Genomic DNA, 18435 nt, shown 5'->3' with positions numbered 1-18435 from the left:
TTCCCTGAGGCTTTTTTGCAGAGCGTGTAGCGTGCGGCATAAACTATCGTTGCGTTTGGCGTTTTTCGGGAGCAACCCATGATTGTAAGACCGCTGGTAGATAAAGAACGAATTATCCGCGAACTGGACACACTGGCGGGGTTTTCCGATACCCCCAAGCCAGCCATTACCCGCATTCTTTTCACCAAGCCCGACCTCGAGGCCAGGGCTTACCTCAAGAGCCTGTGTGAAGAGGCCGGCCTTAGTGTGCGGGAAGACGGCCTCGGCAACATTTTTGCTCGCTGGGAGGGCTCTGCGCCCGAGCTGCCTGCGGTGGGCACGGGTTCGCATTTCGACGCCATCCCCTACGCCGGCATGTACGACGGCACGGTGGGGGTACTGGGAGGCCTGGAAGCCATCCGCGCCTTGCAGCGCAGTGGTTTCAAGCCTCAACGCTCCATCGAGCTTCTGATTTTCACTGCCGAAGAGCCCACCCGCTTCGGCATTGGCTGCCTGGGAAGCCGGGCGCTGGCCGGGGTCCTGAACCCCGACTCGCTGCGCCTGCTCAAAGACGCCGAGGGGCGCACCCTGGAGGAGGTGCGCTGGGAGGCCGGTTATATGGGCCGGCTCGAGGAGGTGCAGCTCCCGGAGGGCTACTACTCGGCTTTTGTGGAGCTGCACATCGAGCAGGGGCCCGTACTCGAGCAAGAACAGGTACCCTTAGGTATTGTCACGGCCATTGCGGCCCCCGCTTCATTACGGGTGGGGCTCGAGGGGGTGGGCGGTCATGCCGGGGCCATGCTGATGCCGGATCGCCACGATGCCCTTTGCGCCGCCGCCGAGATTATTCTGGGAGTGGAAGCCTTCGCCAGGAATAGCGGCAGCATCAACACGGTAGCCACCACCGGCTTCTGCGAGGTCTATCCCAATGCGGTCAACAGCGTACCCAGCCGGGTCAAGCTCGAGATAGACGTGCGCGATGTGGAGCAATCCCGCCGCGATCAGGTGATTCGCAACATCATTCAGGGGGTCGAACAGGTCTGCACCCGCCGGGAAATCAAGTACAGTGTGGAGATCATCAACATAGACCCTCCCGCCAAGTCGGGCTCGGAAGTGCTGAGAGCGCTGGTAGCCGCCTGTGGCGATGCGGGGGTGAAATTCAAACTGATGGTCAGCCGGGCCTACCACGACTCTTTGTTCATGGCCCGCATTGCGCCCACCGCCATGCTCTTTATCCCCTGCCGGGAGGGGGTCAGCCACCGCCCCGACGAGTACGCCTCGCCCGAGGACATCGCCCGGGGTACCTACGTACTGGCGCTCACCCTGGCCAAGCTTTCGCTGGCCGAGGATAAGGGCATTGCCAAAGAAGACCCGTTGACGCTGGGCGACTGAGTGGTTCGGACGGGCAGCCATTTGCGGTCAGCGAAAAACGTGTCTTCCTTCAGTTGGGCTCGTGTGCTGCTGTTTGACGACAAAACCGAATCTGGTAGCAGTTCAACCCTCAACATTGGCCTTTTTGGGCCAGGACGCAACACCACACTTCTGCTCTGCACGTGGGTTGTACAATAAACGATCATAGGTAAGTGAAGTCCGGGAGGGCTTGGGTGGGTGAAATCGGCTTTTGGTTGAATGGTCAGAAGGTGCAGGTTGCAGGGGTAGACCCGCATACCACCGTGCTCTCCTGGCTGCGCCAACAGGGCCTGACGGGCAGCAAGGAGGGCTGCGCCGAGGGGGAGTGTGGGGCCTGTGCGGTGTTGCTTGTGCGGCCCGATGGCTCGGGTTCCCGCCTCGAGGCCGTCAACGGCTGCCTGCTGTTGCTTGCGAGCCTGGCGGGTCAGGAGGTCTGGACGGTGGAGGGGCTGGCCCAGGGGCAGGCGCTCCACCCGGTACAGGAAGCTATGCTTCAGGGAGGTTCGCAGTGTGGCTACTGCACGCCGGGGTTTGTGGTGAGCATGGCGGCGGAGTATTACCGAAAGGGTCGGGAGCAGTTCGACCTCGAGGCCCTCTCGGGCAACCTCTGCCGCTGCACCGGCTACCGACCCATCAAAGACGCCGCGTATTCCCTGGGGCAACCCGCTCCGCACGACCCCCTGGCCCAGCGGCTCACTCAGCCTGCGCGAGCGGTGGAATCGCTGGAGTACAGCCCTAAAGCCCCCCAACCGCAACGCTTTTACCGCCCCGTCTCACTTAACGAACTTTTCCAGATTCAAGCACAGCACCCCTCCGCCAAGCTGGTTGCTGGCGGCACCGACTGGGTGGTGGAGGTCAACCAGCGGTTTGCGCGGGCCCCGGTGCAGATAGACCTGAGCCACCTCCCCGAGCTACAGACCCTCTCCTGGACGGACGAATATGTCGAGATAGGCGCAGGGGTCACCCTGTCCGAGGCCGAGCGCTGGCTACAGGGGCGCATCCCACTGCTGGCCGAGTGGTTTCCGCTATTTGCCTCGAGGCTGATTCGCAACCGCGCGACGTTTGGAGGCAACCTGGGCACGGCCTCGCCCATCGGCGACTCGCCGCCGGTGTTGCTGGCCCTGGGGGCCTCGCTGGTGCTGGTGAGTGCAGGAGGTGAGCGGGTGGTGGAGCTGGAACACTTCTTTACCGGGTACCGGCAGACGGCGTTGCAGCCGGGGGAGCTGATCAAGGCCGTGCGGATTCCCCTGCCACTCTTGCCCGAGTCGTGCTTTTACAAAGTTTGCAAGCGCCCCATGGACGACATCTCGACCGTGGCCATGGGGATTGCCCTGCGGCGCACGAGTACGGGCGTCGTGGAGGCCATCCGGATTGGCCTGGGGGGTGTGGCGGCCACGCCGGTACGGGCCTACCAGACCGAGGCGGTTTTGCTGGGCCAGCGCTGGGACGAGTCCAGCCTCCGCAAGGCCGCCCAGGTTCTCAAAGCGGAGTTCAAGCCGATTGACGACCACCGGGGCAGCGCCGCTTACCGGACGGCCATGCTGGGCAGCCTGCTCTGGAAGTTCTACACCGAGACCCAGGAGGTGCCCGTATGAAGGTGGTGGGCAGGGCCATTCCCCACGAGTCGGCCCGCGAGCACGTGACGGGGCGGGCCCTCTACACCGACGACCTGCTGCCGCGCTACCCCCAGGCCCTCCACGCCTGGCCGGTGCAGGCCCCCCATGCCCACGCCCGCATCGTGCGGCTGGATACCGCGCCTGCGCTGGCAGTTCCGGGAGTGGTGCGGGTGCTCACCGCCTCGGACGTGCCGGGCCTCAACGACTCGGGCCTCAAGGGCGATGAGCCTATCTTCCCTAGTGAAGTGATGTTTTATGGCCAGGCGGTCTGTTGGGTGCTGGCCGAAACCGAGGAGGCCGCCCGGCTGGGGGCCGCTCAGGTGATGGTGGACTACGAGCCGCTGCCCGCCATTCTGAGCATAAAGGAAGCTATTGCCCAGGGGAGTTTTCAGGGCGCTACGCTGCACGCCAGGCGCGGCGATGTGGAACGCGGACTGCGGGAATCGGCAAGGGTGCTGGAGGGCGAGCTCGAGCTCGGCGGGCAGGAGCACTTCTACCTCGAGACCCAGGCCTCTTTGGCCGTGCTCGACGAGACCGAGCACCTGCTGGTGCATGCCTCCACCCAGCACCCCTCCGAGACCCAGGAGATCGTGGCGCAGGTGCTGGGCCTGCCGCGCAATCAGGTGACGGTGCAGTGCGTGCGCATGGGCGGGGGCTTTGGCGGCAAGGAAGTGCAGGCCAACCCCTACGCGGCAGTGGCCGCCCTGGGGGCCTACCTGACCCGCCGCCCGGTGCGGGTGCGGCTCAACCGGCTTCAGGACATCACCCTCACCGGCAAGCGCCACCCCTTTTATGCCCGCTGGAAGGTGGGCTTTTCCGAGGACGGCCTACTCCATGCCCTCCAGATGGAACTCTATTCCGATGGCGGCTGGTCGCAGGATCTGAGCGAGCCGGTGCTGGCCCGGGCGGTCTGCCACGCCGACAACGCCTATTACATCCCCCACATGGACGTGAAGGGCCGGGTCTGCAAGACCCACAAGACCTCCCAGACGGCCTTCCGGGGCTTTGGCGGGCCGCAGGGCATGGTTTTTATCGAAGAGGTAATAGACCGGGTTGCCCGCAGCCTGGGCCTGCCGCCGGAGGTGGTGCGGGAGCGGAACTTTTATGGAGTAAAGCCCGTGGGTGGTGGCGTGTGGCCTGTGGGAAAAAACCAACAACAGGCCACCGGCCACGAGCCTCGAGCCGAAACCCACTACGGCCAGGTGGTGAAGGACGTGGAGCGCATCCGGCTCATCTGGGACGAGCTCAAAGCCAGCGCCGACTTCGAGCGACGGCGCCTCGAGGTCGCCCGCTTCAACGACCAGAACCCCCACCGCAAGCGGGGGCTGGCCATCACCCCGGTCAAGTTTGGCATCTCCTTCAACCTGACCGCCTTCAACCAGGCCGGAGCCCTCGTGCTGGTCTACCAGGATGGCTCCGTGCAGGTTAACCACGGCGGTACCGAGATGGGCCAGGGCCTGCACACCAAGATGATGCAGGTAGCTGCCCAGACCCTGGGGGTGCCGCTGGAGTTCATCCGCCTGATGCCCACCCGCACCGACAAGGTGCCCAACACCTCGGCTACGGCGGCCTCCACCGGGGCCGACCTGAACGGCGGGGCCGTGCGCGATGCCTGCGAGAAAATCAAAGCCCGGCTGGCCGGGGTGGCGGCCCAGAAGTTGGGCGTTCACCCTGCCGATGTGGTGTTCGAGGACGGCCAGGTCTGGAGCATCTGGAAGCCCGAGGAGCGGCTCAGCTTCACCGAGGTGGTGCGAGCCGCCTACGCCCAGCGGGTGCAGCTATTCGCCGATGGTTTCTACCGCACGCCGGGGCTTCACTGGGACAAAACCCGCATGTGGGGCAAACCCTTCCACTATTTCGCCTTTGGGGCGGCGGTGAGCGAGGTAGAGGTGGACGGCTTTACCGGGCAGTACCGTCTGCGCCGCGTGGACATTCTGCATGACGTGGGCGACTCGCTCTCCCCGCTGGTGGATCTGGGCCAGGTGGAGGGGGGCTTTATCCAGGGCATGGGCTGGCTCACCCTGGAAGACCTGCGCTGGGACGCTAAAGGCCAGGTGGCCACCCGCTCGGCCAGCACCTACAAGCTGCCCAGCTTCTCCGAGCTGCCCGAGGTGTTCAACGTGCAGCTTTTGCCCAGGGCCACCGAGCCGGGAGTGGTGTACGGCTCGAAAGCGGTAGGGGAGCCCCCTTTGATGCTGGCCATCTCGGTGCGGGAGGCCCTGCGAGATGCAGTGGCCGCTTTCGGAAGGGGAGGCATTGTGGAACTGGCCTCGCCTGCCACGCCCGAGGCGGTTTACTGGGCCATCGAGAAAGTGCGGGAGCGGGCCCTGGTTTCGGGGGATTGATACACTTAGTTTACTGGACTAAACTAAGCCAATGGCCAAGATAGTCAACGTGCACGAAGCCAAAACCCACCTCTCGAGCCTGCTCGAGCGGGTGCGTGCGGGTGAGGAGATTATCCTGGCCAAAAATGGCCAGCCCTACGCCCGGCTGATGCCGTTGGAGAAGCCCAAAAAGCGTCGGCTGGGGTTCATGAAGGGGACGGTGGACGAGCGCTTCTTTGAGGCGCTGCCGGAGGAAGAACTGAGGGCCTGGGAATGAGGGTTTTGCTGGATACCCATGCGTTCTTGTGGGCGGTGCTCGAGCCCGAGAAACTCTCTCGAAAGGCCCGCAAACTTCTGCAAGACCCCGAGACTGAAATCGTGCTCAGCAGTGTGAGCGCTCTGGAAATCGCCACCAAGTACCGACTTGGCCGCCTTTCCCAGGCTCAGTCGGTGGTGCAAGGTTACGAGAAGGCTGTAAATGGTCTGCAGGCTGTAGAGCTGGGGGTGAGCCGCGCCCATGCCATGAAAGCGGGCCTCTGGGAGATGGCCCATCGGGATCCCTTTGACCGTTTGCTGGCCGCCCAGGCCCACCTCGAGGACTTACCCCTGCTAACCAACGACCGGGCTTTAGCCCAGTTTCCCATTCAGACCCTTTGGTAAGACCATGAAAACCCTCTTCCTGCTACTGGCCCTGGGCGCAGCCCTTTTGGGGCTATCGTTTTTATTCCAGGGGGGCTACTGGCGGCAGGGCATCCCCTGGCTCAACCGGCGCCTGGGCATGGAAGAACCCCGCTCGCCCCTCTGGGTGCGGAACCTCGAGCGCCTCTTGATGGGCCTTTTCTTGCTCGGGATGGCCGGTTTTTTCCTCTGGTTTGCCTTACAGCTTTAGGGGATTTGGCATGCAGTGGTTTGAGCATCTTGCCCGCCTGACCGAGCAAAAAGTGCCGCTGGTGCTGGTCACGCTGCTCTCGGTGCGAGGCCACGCGCCCCGCGAGGCCGGAGCCAAGATGCTGGTCACGGCAGGGGGTTCTTACGGAACCATCGGCGGGGGCAACCTCGAGGCCACCGCCATTGCCCTGGCGCGAAAGCTGCTAGGGGGCGGGGGCCCAACCCCGCAAATCCACACCCTGCGCCTCACCGAGAACGCGCCTGCCGAACACGGGGTGCAGTGTTGCGGGGGTGAGGTGCAGGTCTTGCTCGAGGTGGTAACCCCAGCCCGTCCTGCGGTTGCCATCTTTGGGGTGGGGCACGTGGGGCTGGCCCTGGCGAAAGTGCTCTCTATCCTGCCCGTTGAACTCTGGCTGGTGGACTCGAGGGCCGAAATGGTGGCCGAGGAGCGCCTGAACCCCCTCTACCAGAATCAGGCCCGCCTGCGGGTGTTTCATGCCCCCATCCTGGACAGCATCGTGAACGACCTGCCTGCGGGGGCACACCTGGTGGTCATGACCCACGACCACGCCGAGGATCTGTTCGTGCTCGAGGCCGCCCTGCGCCGGGGCGACCTGGGCTTTATCGGCCTGATTGGTTCGGTGGTCAAATGGCGCAACTTTCAGCACAAGCTCTTGCAGCAGGGTTTGTCTCAGGCCGACCTGGCCCGCGTTACCTGCCCTGTTGGCCTGCCCCTTACCAGGAGCAAGGCCCCGGAGGCCATTGCCATTGCCACCGCAGGCCAGTTGTTGCCCATGTTGCTTGAGGCCAGGGGAGAGGCCCAGAGCCCATCGCCGAACGCTACAGCCGCGCCGAAAGCCGACCAGTGATACCAGTTTTGTCTGAACCCGTCGCCTGTTATGGGGATGAAGTAGGGGACAGGGGACAGGCGTTTGAAAACCACAACCTACTTTCTGTCGCCTACGCCTATTTTTTGCGTCGCTGAAAGTTAGTCATGTGCCTGAAGTTGGTAGGCCCGGATGGCTCGAATTTTGTGAAGAACGCCCTACTTGGAGCAGTCCAGCTTGAAGCGGAGGCTCGGGTTGGGGGAGCTGAAGGCCAGGTTGTACTTCTGCTTGATGCTTGTGGTGTCCATCTCGATCAGGAGCTTGGTCGGGGCGTCGGTGCGGTTGCTGGTGAACTTGAGCCTGGTGGTGACGCCAGAACCTTGAGGAATGGCGGCGTTGTAGATTTTGGCCTCGTAGGACTCGCGGGCCAGGGCGTTCCCCTCCATGCGTTGCGTGGAGCCGTCGGCAAAAGCCAGGGTGAGGCTGCTGGGGTCTTTGAAGCCGGCGTTCCAGGCCTCGAGGGTTCGGTTGGTGGCGTTGCGAACTTCAAAGTCTACCGCCCAACCTTTGAGCCCGCTTTCATCAAAAGGCTCAACCCTGGTGGCCCGGGCCCGCCAGATGCCGTTGTTGAGCCACTCGTTCAGGCAGCCCTCGAGGCTAGCCCGCTGGTCGGCCCCGCCTGCAGGCGAACCGCTCAGGCTCACGGTATTGCCCGAGACCGAAGCCGTAACGCCCAGGGCCCGCAGGGCGCTCAGCGGCACGTAGGTCTGCCCTCCCACCACAATGGCCTTACTGCTCTGGGCCTGTCCGTTGACCACCAGATTGAGCTGCCGCTGCACCGCCTGGGCCAGCACCACGCCCAGCGCACCCACCACTACCCAGGCTAAAATTCTGTGATTATTCATAGTTGCTCCTTGCAGTGTCCATGGCCTATAGTCGATGGTCTATGGTCGGTCGTCAATAGCCTGAACCCCAAACTATCAGCAGAAAACCATCGGCGATTGACTATGAGCCATTGACTATTGACATTTGTTTACGGGTTTTGCACCGTCCCCATGCCGGTTACGAAGGTGGCAGTGAGGGTACTTCTGGCAACCTGGCCCTGGGTGGCGCTATTTTCCTCCACCAGCAAATAGAAGGTCTTGGGGCCCGCACTGTCCACCGGGAATACCCGCTCGCTGCTGACAATCTGGATATAAGTCCAGTTGGGCAAACCTCCGGGTAGCGAGATGCGCTTGTCCTGGTCTGGGCGGATGACATCGGGTTCGTTGGCCAAAGCCACCGTGAAGAGGGCGTTGCCTCCGGTGTACACGATATTGAGTTGGAGGCTGGCGCTGACCCTTACATATCCGGGCCCCGGCACGTTGATGGTCACGCTGCGGCTCAAGGAGTTGGGGAAGTCGGGAATGTCGGTGGTATTCGATTCCACGGTCTGAGCCACGCCGGGCAGGGCGTTGTTCAGGGCGCTGAAGTTGGCATTGACCTCGGCAGCGCGGATGGGACTCCCTGCGGTGAAGGTGTGTGGCAGCGTAACTCCGGCCAGGGCCCACAGGCCCAGGGTAGACAGACCAAACCCCAGCGCCAGAAAAAAGAGGTTTTTATTAGGCATACCAGTACCTCACAAACGCACGTTGACCCCACCCCGCACGCCAAAACCGGCACTGGGGCCGTTGAAGGTGAACACCCCTTCCAGGAAGGTGTAGACGTTGCCGGTAGGAAGCTCGAGGCCCGCCGCCAGGGCGAAGATGGGGCCGGTTAGACTGCCGCTCGAGAACAGGAACCCCACGCTGGGGCCCGCATAGATTTGCAGCGGATCCAGGTTAAGGCTCGCCAGCGGCCCCGCGCTGAGGGTGGCGGTAAAGCTGCTGCTCAGGGCGGCATCGGCCACCGCCCGCAGATGTACGGAAATCGGGGCGGCCTGTACCAGATTGCGAACCGTGAACTGAACGTTGCCCTGCGCCGAGGAGCCCCCACTCCCGGCGTTGAAGCTCAGCCCGCCCCCCACGCTAAACTGCTGAGCCCAGGCACACGAAAGCAGGAGCAAGAACCCGAGTATCCAGGCGTTTTTCATGCCTTCCCCTCCATCAGAGCTGCTTGATGACCAGCACGTTGAATTTGGCCCCGGCAGGCATGTTGCTCCCGTCGGCCCGGAAAATGCGCCAGCGGCCCGCGCCGCTATCGTAGGAAACCCCGATGGGCGAATTGACAACGGGGTCGGTATCGTTGCTGACGGGGGTCACGGTCAGAATGGCATTAGGGTCGCCGTTGATCATGGGGTTGTCCAGGGTGGTGCGGCTGGCGTTGATGTTGGCAGCGGTCGCGGTGTGTACGAAGGCCGGTTTTGTGCCTGTAACCCGAATGGGGCCATTAATCTGCAGGGCAATTCCTGCAGGGGCAACGGCAGAAAGGGCCACGCCGCCGATGGCCCTGCCCTCTACCCCCAAGCCCCCACCGTTCGAGGAGCCAACTACTCCCCATCCGCTGTCGGCTACCACACCCCAGACACCCACATTCAAGCCTCCCGCTCCCTCTCCCCGAAGGGCGGTGCCGCCAGCGGCCTCGTTGCGGATCGTGAAGCCCGCAGTGCTGGCATTGCTGCCGGTCAGGTTAGCTCCAAAGCTAAGTGAGGGTCGGCCCTCGAGGGCCACTATGGCATTCCGCAGGATGGTGAAGTTGTCGTTGACCTCGCCAGCCTTGATAGGCGTGCCCGCACTGAAGCTGGTGAGCGACCCCACGCTCAGGGCCCAGATGCCCGAGGCCACGATGCCAGCACCCAACACGAAAAAGAAAAGGTTTTTCCCGCGCATAAACCCTCCTACTGCCAGTTGGCCTGATCCCACCGGCTGTTGTCCCAGATGCCTGCGTTGCCGCCGCCCCCACCTCCGCAGGCCACCAGGGTGGCGAGCACCAGGGCCAGAAGGGCGAGCCGTCCAAGGGTTTGTTTCATGGGTTGCTCCCTTGGTGATGGCGTTAGCGAATCCCAAAAACCCGCCCGCCTGAGTCCCGGCAGAGCTGCTCCAGGTACTGCAATAGCTCCAGTGGGCTGTTGAAAACCTGTTCTTCCCTTGTCTCGGGGTCGAGCAAAACCGCCCGCCAGGGCTGCTGGGGCGCAGAAGGCTCGAGGTGCAGTACCAGGTCGAGGGGTTTTGGGGGCTTCGGTTCCATCACCGAGCCGAGGGTAGCAAGGGCTGCGTCACGCTACCGTCATTGCCAGTCGGGCCCGGAGGGCCTGCTCGCTGACGCTGCGGAAACGCACGGTGCCGCCGTGCAGGGTGAGGGCTTGCTCGAGGTCGGCCCTGGCCTTGGCCTGCTCGTCCAAAGCCAACCAGGCCCCGCTGCGGCTGTAGAGGGCATTTATCTGGTTAACCCGATGTTTCCCCGCAGCCTCGAGAGCCAGTTTGGCCTGACGAAGGGCGGCTTTGGGGTTGTGCAGGGCTAGCTCGAGCTCGGCGTAAAGCTGCTTCACCTCGGAGGCAGCCCACTGAAGGTTTTCTGAGAGCTCCTGGGCCCGTTCCAAATCCAGCGTGGCCCCGGCAGTCTGGCCCAAGCCCAGCCAGGCCTCGGCTCGCACCAATAGGGCTACCAGCTCCTGGCGTTGCACCCCACCCTGCCTGGCTTTCTGGAGGATGTCTTCTGTCTCGCAAATGGCGTCGGCGTAGCGTCCCTGGCTCAGGTGTACCCGTGCCCGCACGATCCCAATTCGTTCTTGCAGCAGCCAGAAGCTCGAGGGCGCCGGGCTATGCTGCCGCATAAGGCACTCGGCTTGCCCGATCCAGTCCAGGGCCTCGGCAGGCCGTTCCTGGAGCATCAGGGTCAGGCTGTGGCAAAGCCGGGCCTCGATCTGGTGGTAGGGGGTGAGGCCTTGCGCCAGCTTCAGCGCGTCTAGCCCGTACTGATGGGCCTCTTCCAGCAGCCCCAGGTCGCGCTGGTAGTGGGTGACAAAGACTAGAGGGTAGAAGGCTTCAAAAGCAGAGACCTCGAGGGCAAACTCGTAGGCCCTGCGACTGGCCTCCATTGCACCGACCAGGTCTTGCTGGTCGTCGAGCACCATCCCACGGTAGAACCACACAAGGGAGTGTTGGAGGGGGGTCTGGGCCTCGTGCTGCATGACCCCGAGCAGCTCGAGCTGCTGTTTCAGGTTGGCAATCCCGACCTGGCGGCAGAGATAGAAGCGTGCGGCCAGCGCCTCAAAACGCTGGGGGTGCTCGGGTGGCATGGCTTCCAGAGCCAGCCGATAGTAAGCATCGGCTTCGCGGAAAGCCCGCACGCTATGCGCCTGCTGGGCGGCCTTGAGCCACCACTGGATGGCCTGTTCGGGCTGTCCTGCGGCCTGAAAGTAGCCTGCCACCTTGGCCGGATGTTCGGCCTGCTTGGTGTAGTGCTGGGCCAGGTGAGCCGAGATGAGTCGCTTGCGGTCGGGCTTGAGGGCCTCGGCAATGGCGCGGGCAATCAGGTCGTGGCTAAAACGGTAGCCTTGGGGAACTGCCTCGATTAAGCGGGCTTGACTGGCTCGCTCGAGCGCCTCGGAAACCTCCCAGGCCGAGAGCGCAGTGGCCTCGGCCAGGGTTTTCGAGTCGAAGGTGGCCTCGGTAATCAGAGCTGCTACCTCCAGGCTGCGCCGCACCGCCGCGCCCTGGCGCTCGAGGCGACCCAGAATGGTCTGGCGGACGCTGGCAGCAATGCGTAGCTCGGTGTAGTCGTGGGTGGACTCGTCGTAGGGGGTCTCCCACACACCTCCCTCCCCCAGGCGCAACTCACCGGACTCGAAGAGGCTCTGCAGGGTCTGTAGCACAAAGAGCGGGTTGCCCGAGGTGGCCCGGTAGACCCGCTGTGGAAACAGCCGCGCTGGCCGCCCCGAGAGGTGCGCGATAAGTTCGGCCACCTCGAGCTCGCTCAGAGGTTCTAGCTCGAGCCAGGCTGCCCTCCGGCAGTTCTGCCAGTCTTGATAGCGACGGGCTACTTCCGGCCCCACCTCGTCGGGGCGCACCGTGACCACCAACCGAGCCGACGCGCTGCGTTGCTCCAGCCCCACCGCCAGCGCCCGGAGGCTCCAGGGGTCGCTGTAGTGCTCGTCCTCGCTGAGAAAAACCGTGCTGCCATGGGCCTCTATCATCAATTCCACCAGCCCCGAGAAGAACCGCACCTGGGTACTTTCGTCGAGTGGCGGCGGAGGGGTGTCCCACAACTCGGGCACCAGCCGGGAAGCCTCGAGGCGTATCCAGCTTTTCGGCTGCAGGTCGGGCTTGGTGCTCAGGGCCTGGCGCACCCACCGGGTCATGGAAGCATAGGGGGTCGGCCCGTCGCCGGGTTGTCCCGAGAGGGTAATGTAGAGTCCCTTATCGGCCAGCAATTCTTTTGCCAGACGGCTCTTGCCCACCCCTGCTGGGCCGGCGATGAGCAGGATGTATTGGCTCTGCCAGGCCGCCTCGAGCTGCTCGAGGGCTGCTGCTCGCCCTACCAGCGGTGGGTTGAAGGTTGGGCTGCTGGGGGCTTGAGGCCACACCCGAGGGGTCGTCTTGCGCTGGCGGATTTGCTCGGCCAGGGCCTGGGTTTCGGGTAGTGGTTCCAGGGCCAACTCCCGCTGCAACACTTGACAAAGCAGCTTGTACTGATTGAGTGCCCCCTCGGTCTGCCCAAGCGCCGCGTAGAGCCGCATGGCCTCGCGGTGGAAATGTTCCTGGAGCTCGTCGTGGCGAATCAGCTCGAGGTAGAGCTCCAGGGCAAGCTGGACTTTCCCGTCGGCCTCGAGCTGTTTAGCCTGACCCTCAAGGGCCATCGCCCAAAGCCGCTCCAGCCGCTCGCGCCAGCGTTGGAGCCAGTCGCTGTAGGTCTCTTCCTCCAGCTCCAGGCCTTGCAAAAACTCGCCTTTGTAGGTTGCCAGCGCCTCGGGCCAGTGTTGCACCTCGACCTGTTCCCGAAAGCGCTGTACGTCCAGCTCAAACTGCACCAGCTCGAGCTGCTCGCGTCCGGCCAGGATGTAGGCCCCCAATGGGCTGTTACTCAGCCGGTACAGCGTCTGCCGCAGATTGTGCTGTCCTCTGCTCTCTTCACAGCTTCCCCACAGCAGCTCAACCAACCGGTTCCGGGGCTGGCGGCCCTCGAGGGCCAGGAAGGCCAGCAATGCAACCGCTTTGCGGGGCAGATTCAGCTCCTGACCCTCGCAGCGCAATTGGGGAGAACCCAGTAGCTCTACTTGCAGCATGGTGTGAGGCTTTCCAGATTCAGATGGGAAACAGGCTCCTGCCGTTTACTGCATTCAATTTAGCTAGAGGATAGCAAAGGGCCGGGTTATTTGGGGTTAAGGTAACCTTTAACCCTCCGGCTGGCCTATATGTCCTTCCGAACGCAGCGCAGCGAAGTGAGGCATCTGATGCGCTTCAGTCCCCTGCATTCGCGACCCCTGAGAGCGGTTCCCACGAATAGTCGGTGCGGCGGTTTTTGCCGTACCGACTACAATACGACGCACCGTGTGCGTCGTATTGGTGGGAAACGTGAAGAGCAGTACCCGATTCCTCGTCGCACTGCGTGCGCCTTGGAATGACGGTGAAATTTGAAGTATCCCGACGACTTTGTTGCCAGACCAATTAGAACGCATCTGAGCCCTCCTGTGACGCGCGGGCTTTGCGATATGATTTCTCGCAATGGGCGAGCCCCTTTTGCGACTCCAAAACATCACCAAGCGCTTCCCAGGGGTAGTGGCCAACGATGGGGTGAGTCTCGAGGTCTACCCCGGCGAGGTACTGGCCTTGCTGGGCGAGAATGGGGCGGGTAAGTCTACGCTCATTTCCATACTGTACGGCCTCTACCGCCCGGATGAGGGCGAAATCTTCCTGGAAGGCCGTCCGGTCAAGATTCACTCACCAGTGGATGCCCTCAAACTTGGCATCGGGTTGGTGCCCCAGCACCCTACGCTGGTGGGCCGTCATACGGTGGCCGAGAACCTGGCCTTAGGCATCGGAACCCCCTTGCTGCCGGCCCGGCGCATCGTGCCCCTGATCGAACGCATTGCCCAGGGATATGGCCTCTCCATTGACCCCCAGGCCCACGTCCACCAGCTTTCGCCGGGCGAGAAGCAGCGGGTCGAGATTGTGCGGGCTTTGCTGCGGGGAGCCAAGGTGCTCATCCTGGACGAGCCTACCAGCGTCCTCACCCCGCAGGAGGCCGAGGCCTTGTTCCGGGTGATGCGCGAGCTGAAGGCGGCGGGCAAGTCGCTCATCTTCATCTCGCATAAACTCGAGGAGGTGCTGGCGATTGCCGACCGCTGTGTGGTCTTGCGCCGGGGGCAGGTGGTGGGCAGCATGCCCACCCCTGAGGCCAGCAAAACCATGCTGGCCCAGATGATGGTAGGGCGCAGCGTGAGCTTTGAACGCAAGCGCGCCAATCCGCAGATGGGTGAGGTTTTGCTGCGTGTAGAGGACTTGCAGGTTCGGTCGGGCCGCAATCTCCCTGCTTTGCGGGGGGTTAGCTTTGAGCTATGCGTGGGGGAAATTCTGGGGATTGCAGGGGTAGCCGGCAACGGCCAGAGCGAGCTGGTGGAGGTACTGGCCGGTTTGCGCAAAATGGAGGGCGGGATGGTGCGGCTGGCCGGGCAGCCCCTGGTTGCCAACCCGGCCCGGTTGTTTGCCAAGGGGGTGGCTCACATTCCTGAAGACCGTATCCACATGGGCACCGTTCCCAGCATGAGCGTGGCCGAGAACCTGGCTTTGCGTTCTTTTTGCCGGCCCCCCTTTGCCCGTGGCCTGTTGCTCAACCCCTCTGCTTTTGCCGCCCATGCCCAGGCAAAAATCCGTGAGTATGCCGTGGCTACCCCCGGCCTACACACCCCCTCACGCCTGCTTTCGGGCGGCAACATCCAGAAGGTCATTCTGGCCCGCGAGCTCTCCGGGCAGCCCCGCCTGATACTGGCGGTGCACCCGACCTATGGCCTCGACATCGGGGCAACCGAGCAGGTGCACCGGGTGCTGCTCGAGAAAACCTACCAGGGGGCGGGGGTGCTTCTGGTCTCGGAAGACCTGGAAGAGCTGCTCTCGCTATCCGACCGGATTGCGGTGCTCTACCAGGGGAGGCTGCAGGGCCCCTACCCGGTAGGTCAAATCTCCCGTGAACAGGTGGGGCTTTTGATGACCGGAGGTGAGGCGTGAGGCTCGAGCCCCTCGCCAACCCTTCGCGTTCCCGGGTGCTGGGGGTCACGCTGGCTGCTTTGGGGGTGGCTTTTGTACTGGTGGGTGGGCTCTTTGCGGCCTATGGACTCAACCCGCTCGAGGCCTACCGCGCCATGCTCTCGGGTACCCTGCTAGACGCCAAGGGCTGGCAGGAAATTTTGCGCCGCAGCATTCCCTTGCTGCTCATTGGGGTGGGCCTGACCCTGGCCTTTCGCACGCAGTACTTCAACATCGGAGCCGAAGGCCAACTGCTCCTGGGTGCAGTCTGGGCGGCTGGGGTGGCGCTGTTTATGCCCCTTCCACCCTGGCTCAGCCTGCCGGGCATGGCGCTGGCAGGGGCTCTCGGCGGAGCCCTGTGGTGCCTGGTAGCAGCCTGGCTCAAAAGCCGCCTGAGCGTCAATGAAATCCTCACTACCCTGATGCTCAACTATGTTGCACAGTCACTGGTCATTTTTTTGATTAATGGCCCCTGGAAGGGCAGGGACGCCCGTGGCTACATCTACTCAGACCGCTTCGCCGAATACCAGCAGCTGGCAGTGCTCCCCGGCACCAACGTCCACTGGCCCACCCTGCTGCTGGGGGTGCTGCTGGCGCTGGGCCTGCAATGGCTGCTCACCCGCACCACCCTGGGCTTCCGGATGCGGGTGGTGGGGGAGAACCCGGAGGCAGCCCGTTACCTGGGCATCTCGGGAGTTCGGGTGGTGCTTTGGGTAGCCCTCATCACCGGAGGGTTGGCTGGGCTGGCCGGGGTCGGCGAGATTGCCGGAATTCACCACCGCCTGATAGAGCCGGGTCAGCTCTCCTCCGGCTATGGCTTTACCGCCATCATTGTGGCCTGGTTGGCCAGGGGCAACCCGGCGCTGGTGCTTCTGACCGCTCCCTTGATGGGCCTGATTCTGGCAGGGGGCGACCTGCTCAAGGTGAGCCTCAACATGCCTTTCCGCATTGTGGACGTGTTCAGCGGGGTGATGCTTTTGTGCCTGATTGGCTCGGAAATTTTCCTGAGGAATCGCCTCCGTTGGGGCCGCTAGAGGAAAGCAGGTGAAAATGTGGAAGAAATCCTGAACGCCCTCGCTCGAGCCCTCTCCTTTGGTACGCCCTTGCTTTTGGCCTGCCTGGGAGCCATTCTGAACGAACGCGCCGGGGTAGTGAACCTGGGGGTGGAGGGGATGATGGCTCTGGGAGCCCTGGCCGGTTTTGCGGTGGCTTTTGGCAGTGGGGTAGGGGATGGCAACCTCTGGCTGGCTGTACTGGCAGCCCTGGGGGCGGGTACTCTGGCTGCCTTCCTACACGCTTTTGTTACCATTACCTTGCAGGCCAACCAGTTTGTCTCAGGGCTGGCGCTGACCATGCTGGGCCTGGGCTCGGCGGGCTTGCTCGGTAAGCGCTTTGAGGGGCAGCCCCTGTTCAACCAGCCCCCCGAGTGGCCCTTTACCCTGGGAGCGATTGGGCTGGCGGTGCTGCTGGGGCTGGTTTTTTACGCAACCAAACTGGGCCTCTCGCTCCGCTCGGTGGGCGAAAACCCCGCCGCTGCCGACCTGCTGGGCATCAACGTATCGGCCGTGCGATATGGGGCAGTGGCCGTTGGGGGTGCGCTGGCGGGGCTGGCGGGGGCCTACCTCTCGCTGGTTTACCGCCCCTCCTGGACCGATGGCATGACTGCCGGGCTGGGTTGGATTGCGGTCGCGCTGGTGATTTTCGTGGGCTGGAGCCCACTGAGGGCCATCTTTGGAGCGGTCTTTTTTGGCCTTTTGTACTACCTTCAGTTTAGGCTCCAGGGGCAAAGCCCCATTCCCTCGGAGGTGTTTGCGAGCCTGCCCTACCTTCTGGTTATACTTGTGCTGGCTTTGTCAGGGCTGCGTGGGCAGCAAGGCAACGCCCCTGAAGCGCTGGGCAGACCCTATCGGCGGGGCGAACGCTAACATGGCGACACGAGCCCAAAGCTTCACAAGGGCATGTGGGGCCGGGCAGTAGGAGGGTTGCATGAGAAAGACTTGGTTGCTAGGTATCCTGATGTTGCTGGGGCTAGGCTTCGCGCAGGCTCAGCAGGCTAACCTTAAGGCTTGTTTCATCTATGTGGGCCCGATAGGCGATGTGGGCTGGACCTTCGCCCACGACGAAGCCCGTCGGGCTGCGGAGAAGGCCATTCCCGGCCTCACCACGCAGTACGTGGAATCGGTCAAGCCCGCCGACACCATGGCTACCATAGACCGGCTGGTCTCGGGCGGCTGTAACGTGATTTTTACCACCTCCTTCGACTTCATGGATCAGACCCTCGAGGCCGCTAAGAAATACCCCGAGGTCATCTTCGCCCATGCCTCGGGCTTCAAGCGGGCCCCCAACATGCTCACCTACATGGCCGATTTCTATCAGATTTACTACCTGAACGGCCTGATGGCGGGCGCCCTGACCAAGAGCGGCAAGGTCGGCTACGTGGCGGCCTTCCCCATTCCCGAGCTCAAGCGCCATATCTCGGCCTTTGCCCTGGGGGTGCGGGCGGTGAACCCGCGCGCAACCGTCAACGTGAAATGGATCAACGCCTGGTTTGACCCCGTCAAGGCCCGCGAGGCTGCCGAAGCCCTGATGGCCGAAGGCAACGACATCCTGGCCTTTACCGAAGATACCGCCACCGTGATTCAGACCGCCGCCCGGCGTAAGGTGCCCAGCTTCAGCCACTACAACTCGATGTACAAGTACGCGCCGGATTATGTGGTCTCGGGCCAACTCGTAGACTGGAGCGTCATCTACATTGACATCCTGAAAAAAGTGCAGAACGGCACCTACACCTCCAAGAACCTTCAGAACGTGGACTACTGGTGGCTGGCCCGTGAAAAAGCTGTGATGCTGGGCGCGCAGGTAGGCATGCCCATCAACCCCAAGTTTGAGGCGGCCCTGAAGCGGGCCACCATGACCGTGAACGGCAAGCGGGTCAGTGTGTATGACCGGGTGATGGAGCTCTACAAAGACATCCAGAGCGCCAGCCCTAAGTGGGATCCCTTCACCGGCCCCATTCGCGACCGCAACGGGGTGCTGCGCGTACCCGCGGGGCGCAAGATGACCGTCAAGGAACTCAACGAGATGCAGTGGGTGGCTCCTGGCGTGGTGGGTCAGGTAGCGGACGAGCCGAAGTAGGCTTGCCTGGCAACCAGGGGGCGGGTTGACTGGCCCCCTGGTTTTTTAATCACCCCACGAATGCCCAAAGCCCAAGGCCGAAAGCTGAATAGGGGCC

At 63.1% G+C, this 18435-nt stretch carries 18 protein-coding genes; 11 read left to right on the top strand and 7 right to left on the bottom strand.

Annotated elements, in window-relative coordinates; genetic code table 11:
• Positions 1 to 78: 78 nt before the first annotated feature.
• The 7 genes from J3L12_RS06540 to xdhC all read left to right on the top strand — a co-directional run bounded on the left by J3L12_RS06540 (position 79) and on the right by xdhC (position 7086).
• Positions 79 to 1371 carry a M20 family metallo-hydrolase gene (locus J3L12_RS06540; protein WP_208014245.1) on the top strand — a complete coding sequence of 431 codons (1293 nt, stop codon included), beginning with the start codon at positions 79 to 81 and terminating at the stop codon, positions 1369 to 1371.
• A gap of 212 nt (positions 1372 to 1583) precedes the next feature.
• A complete protein-coding gene (locus J3L12_RS06535; RefSeq protein ID WP_208014244.1) occupies positions 1584 to 2984 on the top strand; it encodes an FAD binding domain-containing protein in 1401 nt (466 codons plus the stop codon).
• Entirely contained in the window at positions 2981 to 5350 is a 2370-nt protein-coding gene (gene xdhB, locus J3L12_RS06530) for a xanthine dehydrogenase molybdopterin binding subunit (protein WP_208014243.1), read from the top strand. The genes J3L12_RS06535 and xdhB overlap by 4 nt, the downstream gene beginning before the upstream one ends.
• A 31-nt stretch (positions 5351 to 5381) precedes the next feature.
• On the top strand, positions 5382 to 5606 hold the full coding sequence (locus J3L12_RS06525; RefSeq protein ID WP_208014242.1) for a type II toxin-antitoxin system prevent-host-death family antitoxin: 225 nt from the start codon (positions 5382 to 5384) through the stop codon (positions 5604 to 5606).
• Positions 5603 to 5989 carry a type II toxin-antitoxin system VapC family toxin gene (locus J3L12_RS06520; RefSeq protein WP_243455008.1) on the top strand — a complete coding sequence of 129 codons (387 nt, stop codon included), beginning with the start codon at positions 5603 to 5605 and terminating at the stop codon, positions 5987 to 5989. The genes J3L12_RS06525 and J3L12_RS06520 overlap by 4 nt, the downstream gene beginning before the upstream one ends.
• Positions 5990 to 5993: 4 nt before the next feature.
• Positions 5994 to 6218, top strand: a complete 225-nt coding sequence (locus J3L12_RS06515) for a hypothetical protein (protein ID WP_208014241.1) — start codon at positions 5994 to 5996, stop codon at positions 6216 to 6218.
• Positions 6219 to 6228: 10 nt separating this feature from the next.
• Positions 6229 to 7086, top strand: a complete 858-nt coding sequence (gene xdhC / locus J3L12_RS06510) for a xanthine dehydrogenase accessory protein XdhC (protein ID WP_208014240.1) — start codon at positions 6229 to 6231, stop codon at positions 7084 to 7086.
• 176 nt (positions 7087 to 7262) lie between these two features.
• Here xdhC and J3L12_RS06505 read toward each other — a convergent pair whose 3' ends face one another.
• The 7 genes from J3L12_RS06505 to J3L12_RS06480 form a co-directional block, all read right to left on the bottom strand.
• Entirely contained in the window at positions 7263 to 7949 is a 687-nt protein-coding gene (locus J3L12_RS06505) for a hypothetical protein (RefSeq protein WP_208014239.1), read from the bottom strand.
• Positions 7950 to 8077: 128 nt separating this feature from the next.
• Complete coding sequence (locus tag J3L12_RS06500) at positions 8078 to 8653, bottom strand: hypothetical protein (protein WP_208014238.1); 576 nt, start codon at positions 8651 to 8653, stop codon at positions 8078 to 8080.
• 9 nt (positions 8654 to 8662) lie between these two features.
• Positions 8663 to 9115, bottom strand: coding sequence for a hypothetical protein (locus J3L12_RS06495; protein ID WP_208014237.1), 453 nt, complete (start codon positions 9113 to 9115; stop codon positions 8663 to 8665).
• Between the two features lie 13 nt (positions 9116 to 9128).
• Positions 9129 to 9851, bottom strand: coding sequence for a hypothetical protein (locus tag J3L12_RS06490; protein ID WP_208014236.1), 723 nt, complete (start codon positions 9849 to 9851; stop codon positions 9129 to 9131).
• 8 nt (positions 9852 to 9859) lie between these two features.
• Positions 9860 to 9991, bottom strand: a complete 132-nt coding sequence (locus J3L12_RS16920) for a hypothetical protein (protein WP_279381103.1) — start codon at positions 9989 to 9991, stop codon at positions 9860 to 9862.
• 23 nt (positions 9992 to 10014) lie between these two features.
• Positions 10015 to 10209 (bottom strand): hypothetical protein, encoded by a 195-nt coding sequence (locus J3L12_RS06485; RefSeq protein ID WP_208014235.1) that lies wholly within the window; start codon positions 10207 to 10209, stop codon positions 10015 to 10017.
• A 28-nt stretch (positions 10210 to 10237) separates the two neighbouring features.
• The gene (locus J3L12_RS06480; RefSeq protein WP_208014234.1) at positions 10238 to 13246 is read right to left on the bottom strand and encodes a BTAD domain-containing putative transcriptional regulator; all 3009 of its coding nucleotides are present in this window, start codon (positions 13244 to 13246) and stop codon (positions 10238 to 10240) included.
• Positions 13247 to 13685: 439 nt separating this feature from the next.
• Here J3L12_RS06480 and J3L12_RS06475 point away from each other — a divergent pair, with 439 nt between their 5' ends.
• From J3L12_RS06475 to J3L12_RS06460, 4 genes are all read left to right on the top strand, one after another.
• The gene (locus tag J3L12_RS06475; RefSeq protein ID WP_208014233.1) at positions 13686 to 15185 is read left to right on the top strand and encodes an ABC transporter ATP-binding protein; all 1500 of its coding nucleotides are present in this window, start codon (positions 13686 to 13688) and stop codon (positions 15183 to 15185) included.
• Complete coding sequence (locus J3L12_RS06470; protein ID WP_208014232.1) at positions 15182 to 16237, top strand: ABC transporter permease; 1056 nt, start codon at positions 15182 to 15184, stop codon at positions 16235 to 16237. Before J3L12_RS06475 ends, J3L12_RS06470 begins: the two co-directional genes overlap by 4 nt.
• 27 nt (positions 16238 to 16264) lie before the next feature.
• Entirely contained in the window at positions 16265 to 17128 is an 864-nt protein-coding gene (locus tag J3L12_RS06465) for an ABC transporter permease (RefSeq protein ID WP_208014320.1), read from the top strand.
• Positions 17129 to 17189: 61 nt separating this feature from the next.
• Positions 17190 to 18338, top strand: coding sequence for a BMP family ABC transporter substrate-binding protein (locus J3L12_RS06460; RefSeq protein WP_208014231.1), 1149 nt, complete (start codon positions 17190 to 17192; stop codon positions 18336 to 18338).
• Positions 18339 to 18435 lie beyond the last annotated feature (97 nt).

The organism is Meiothermus sp. CFH 77666 (assembly GCF_017497985.1).
Lineage (GTDB): Bacteria > Deinococcota > Deinococci > Deinococcales > Thermaceae > Meiothermus.
The sequence above is the reverse complement of the archived record's forward strand: the minus strand, read 5'-3'. Positions and strand labels throughout refer to the sequence as shown.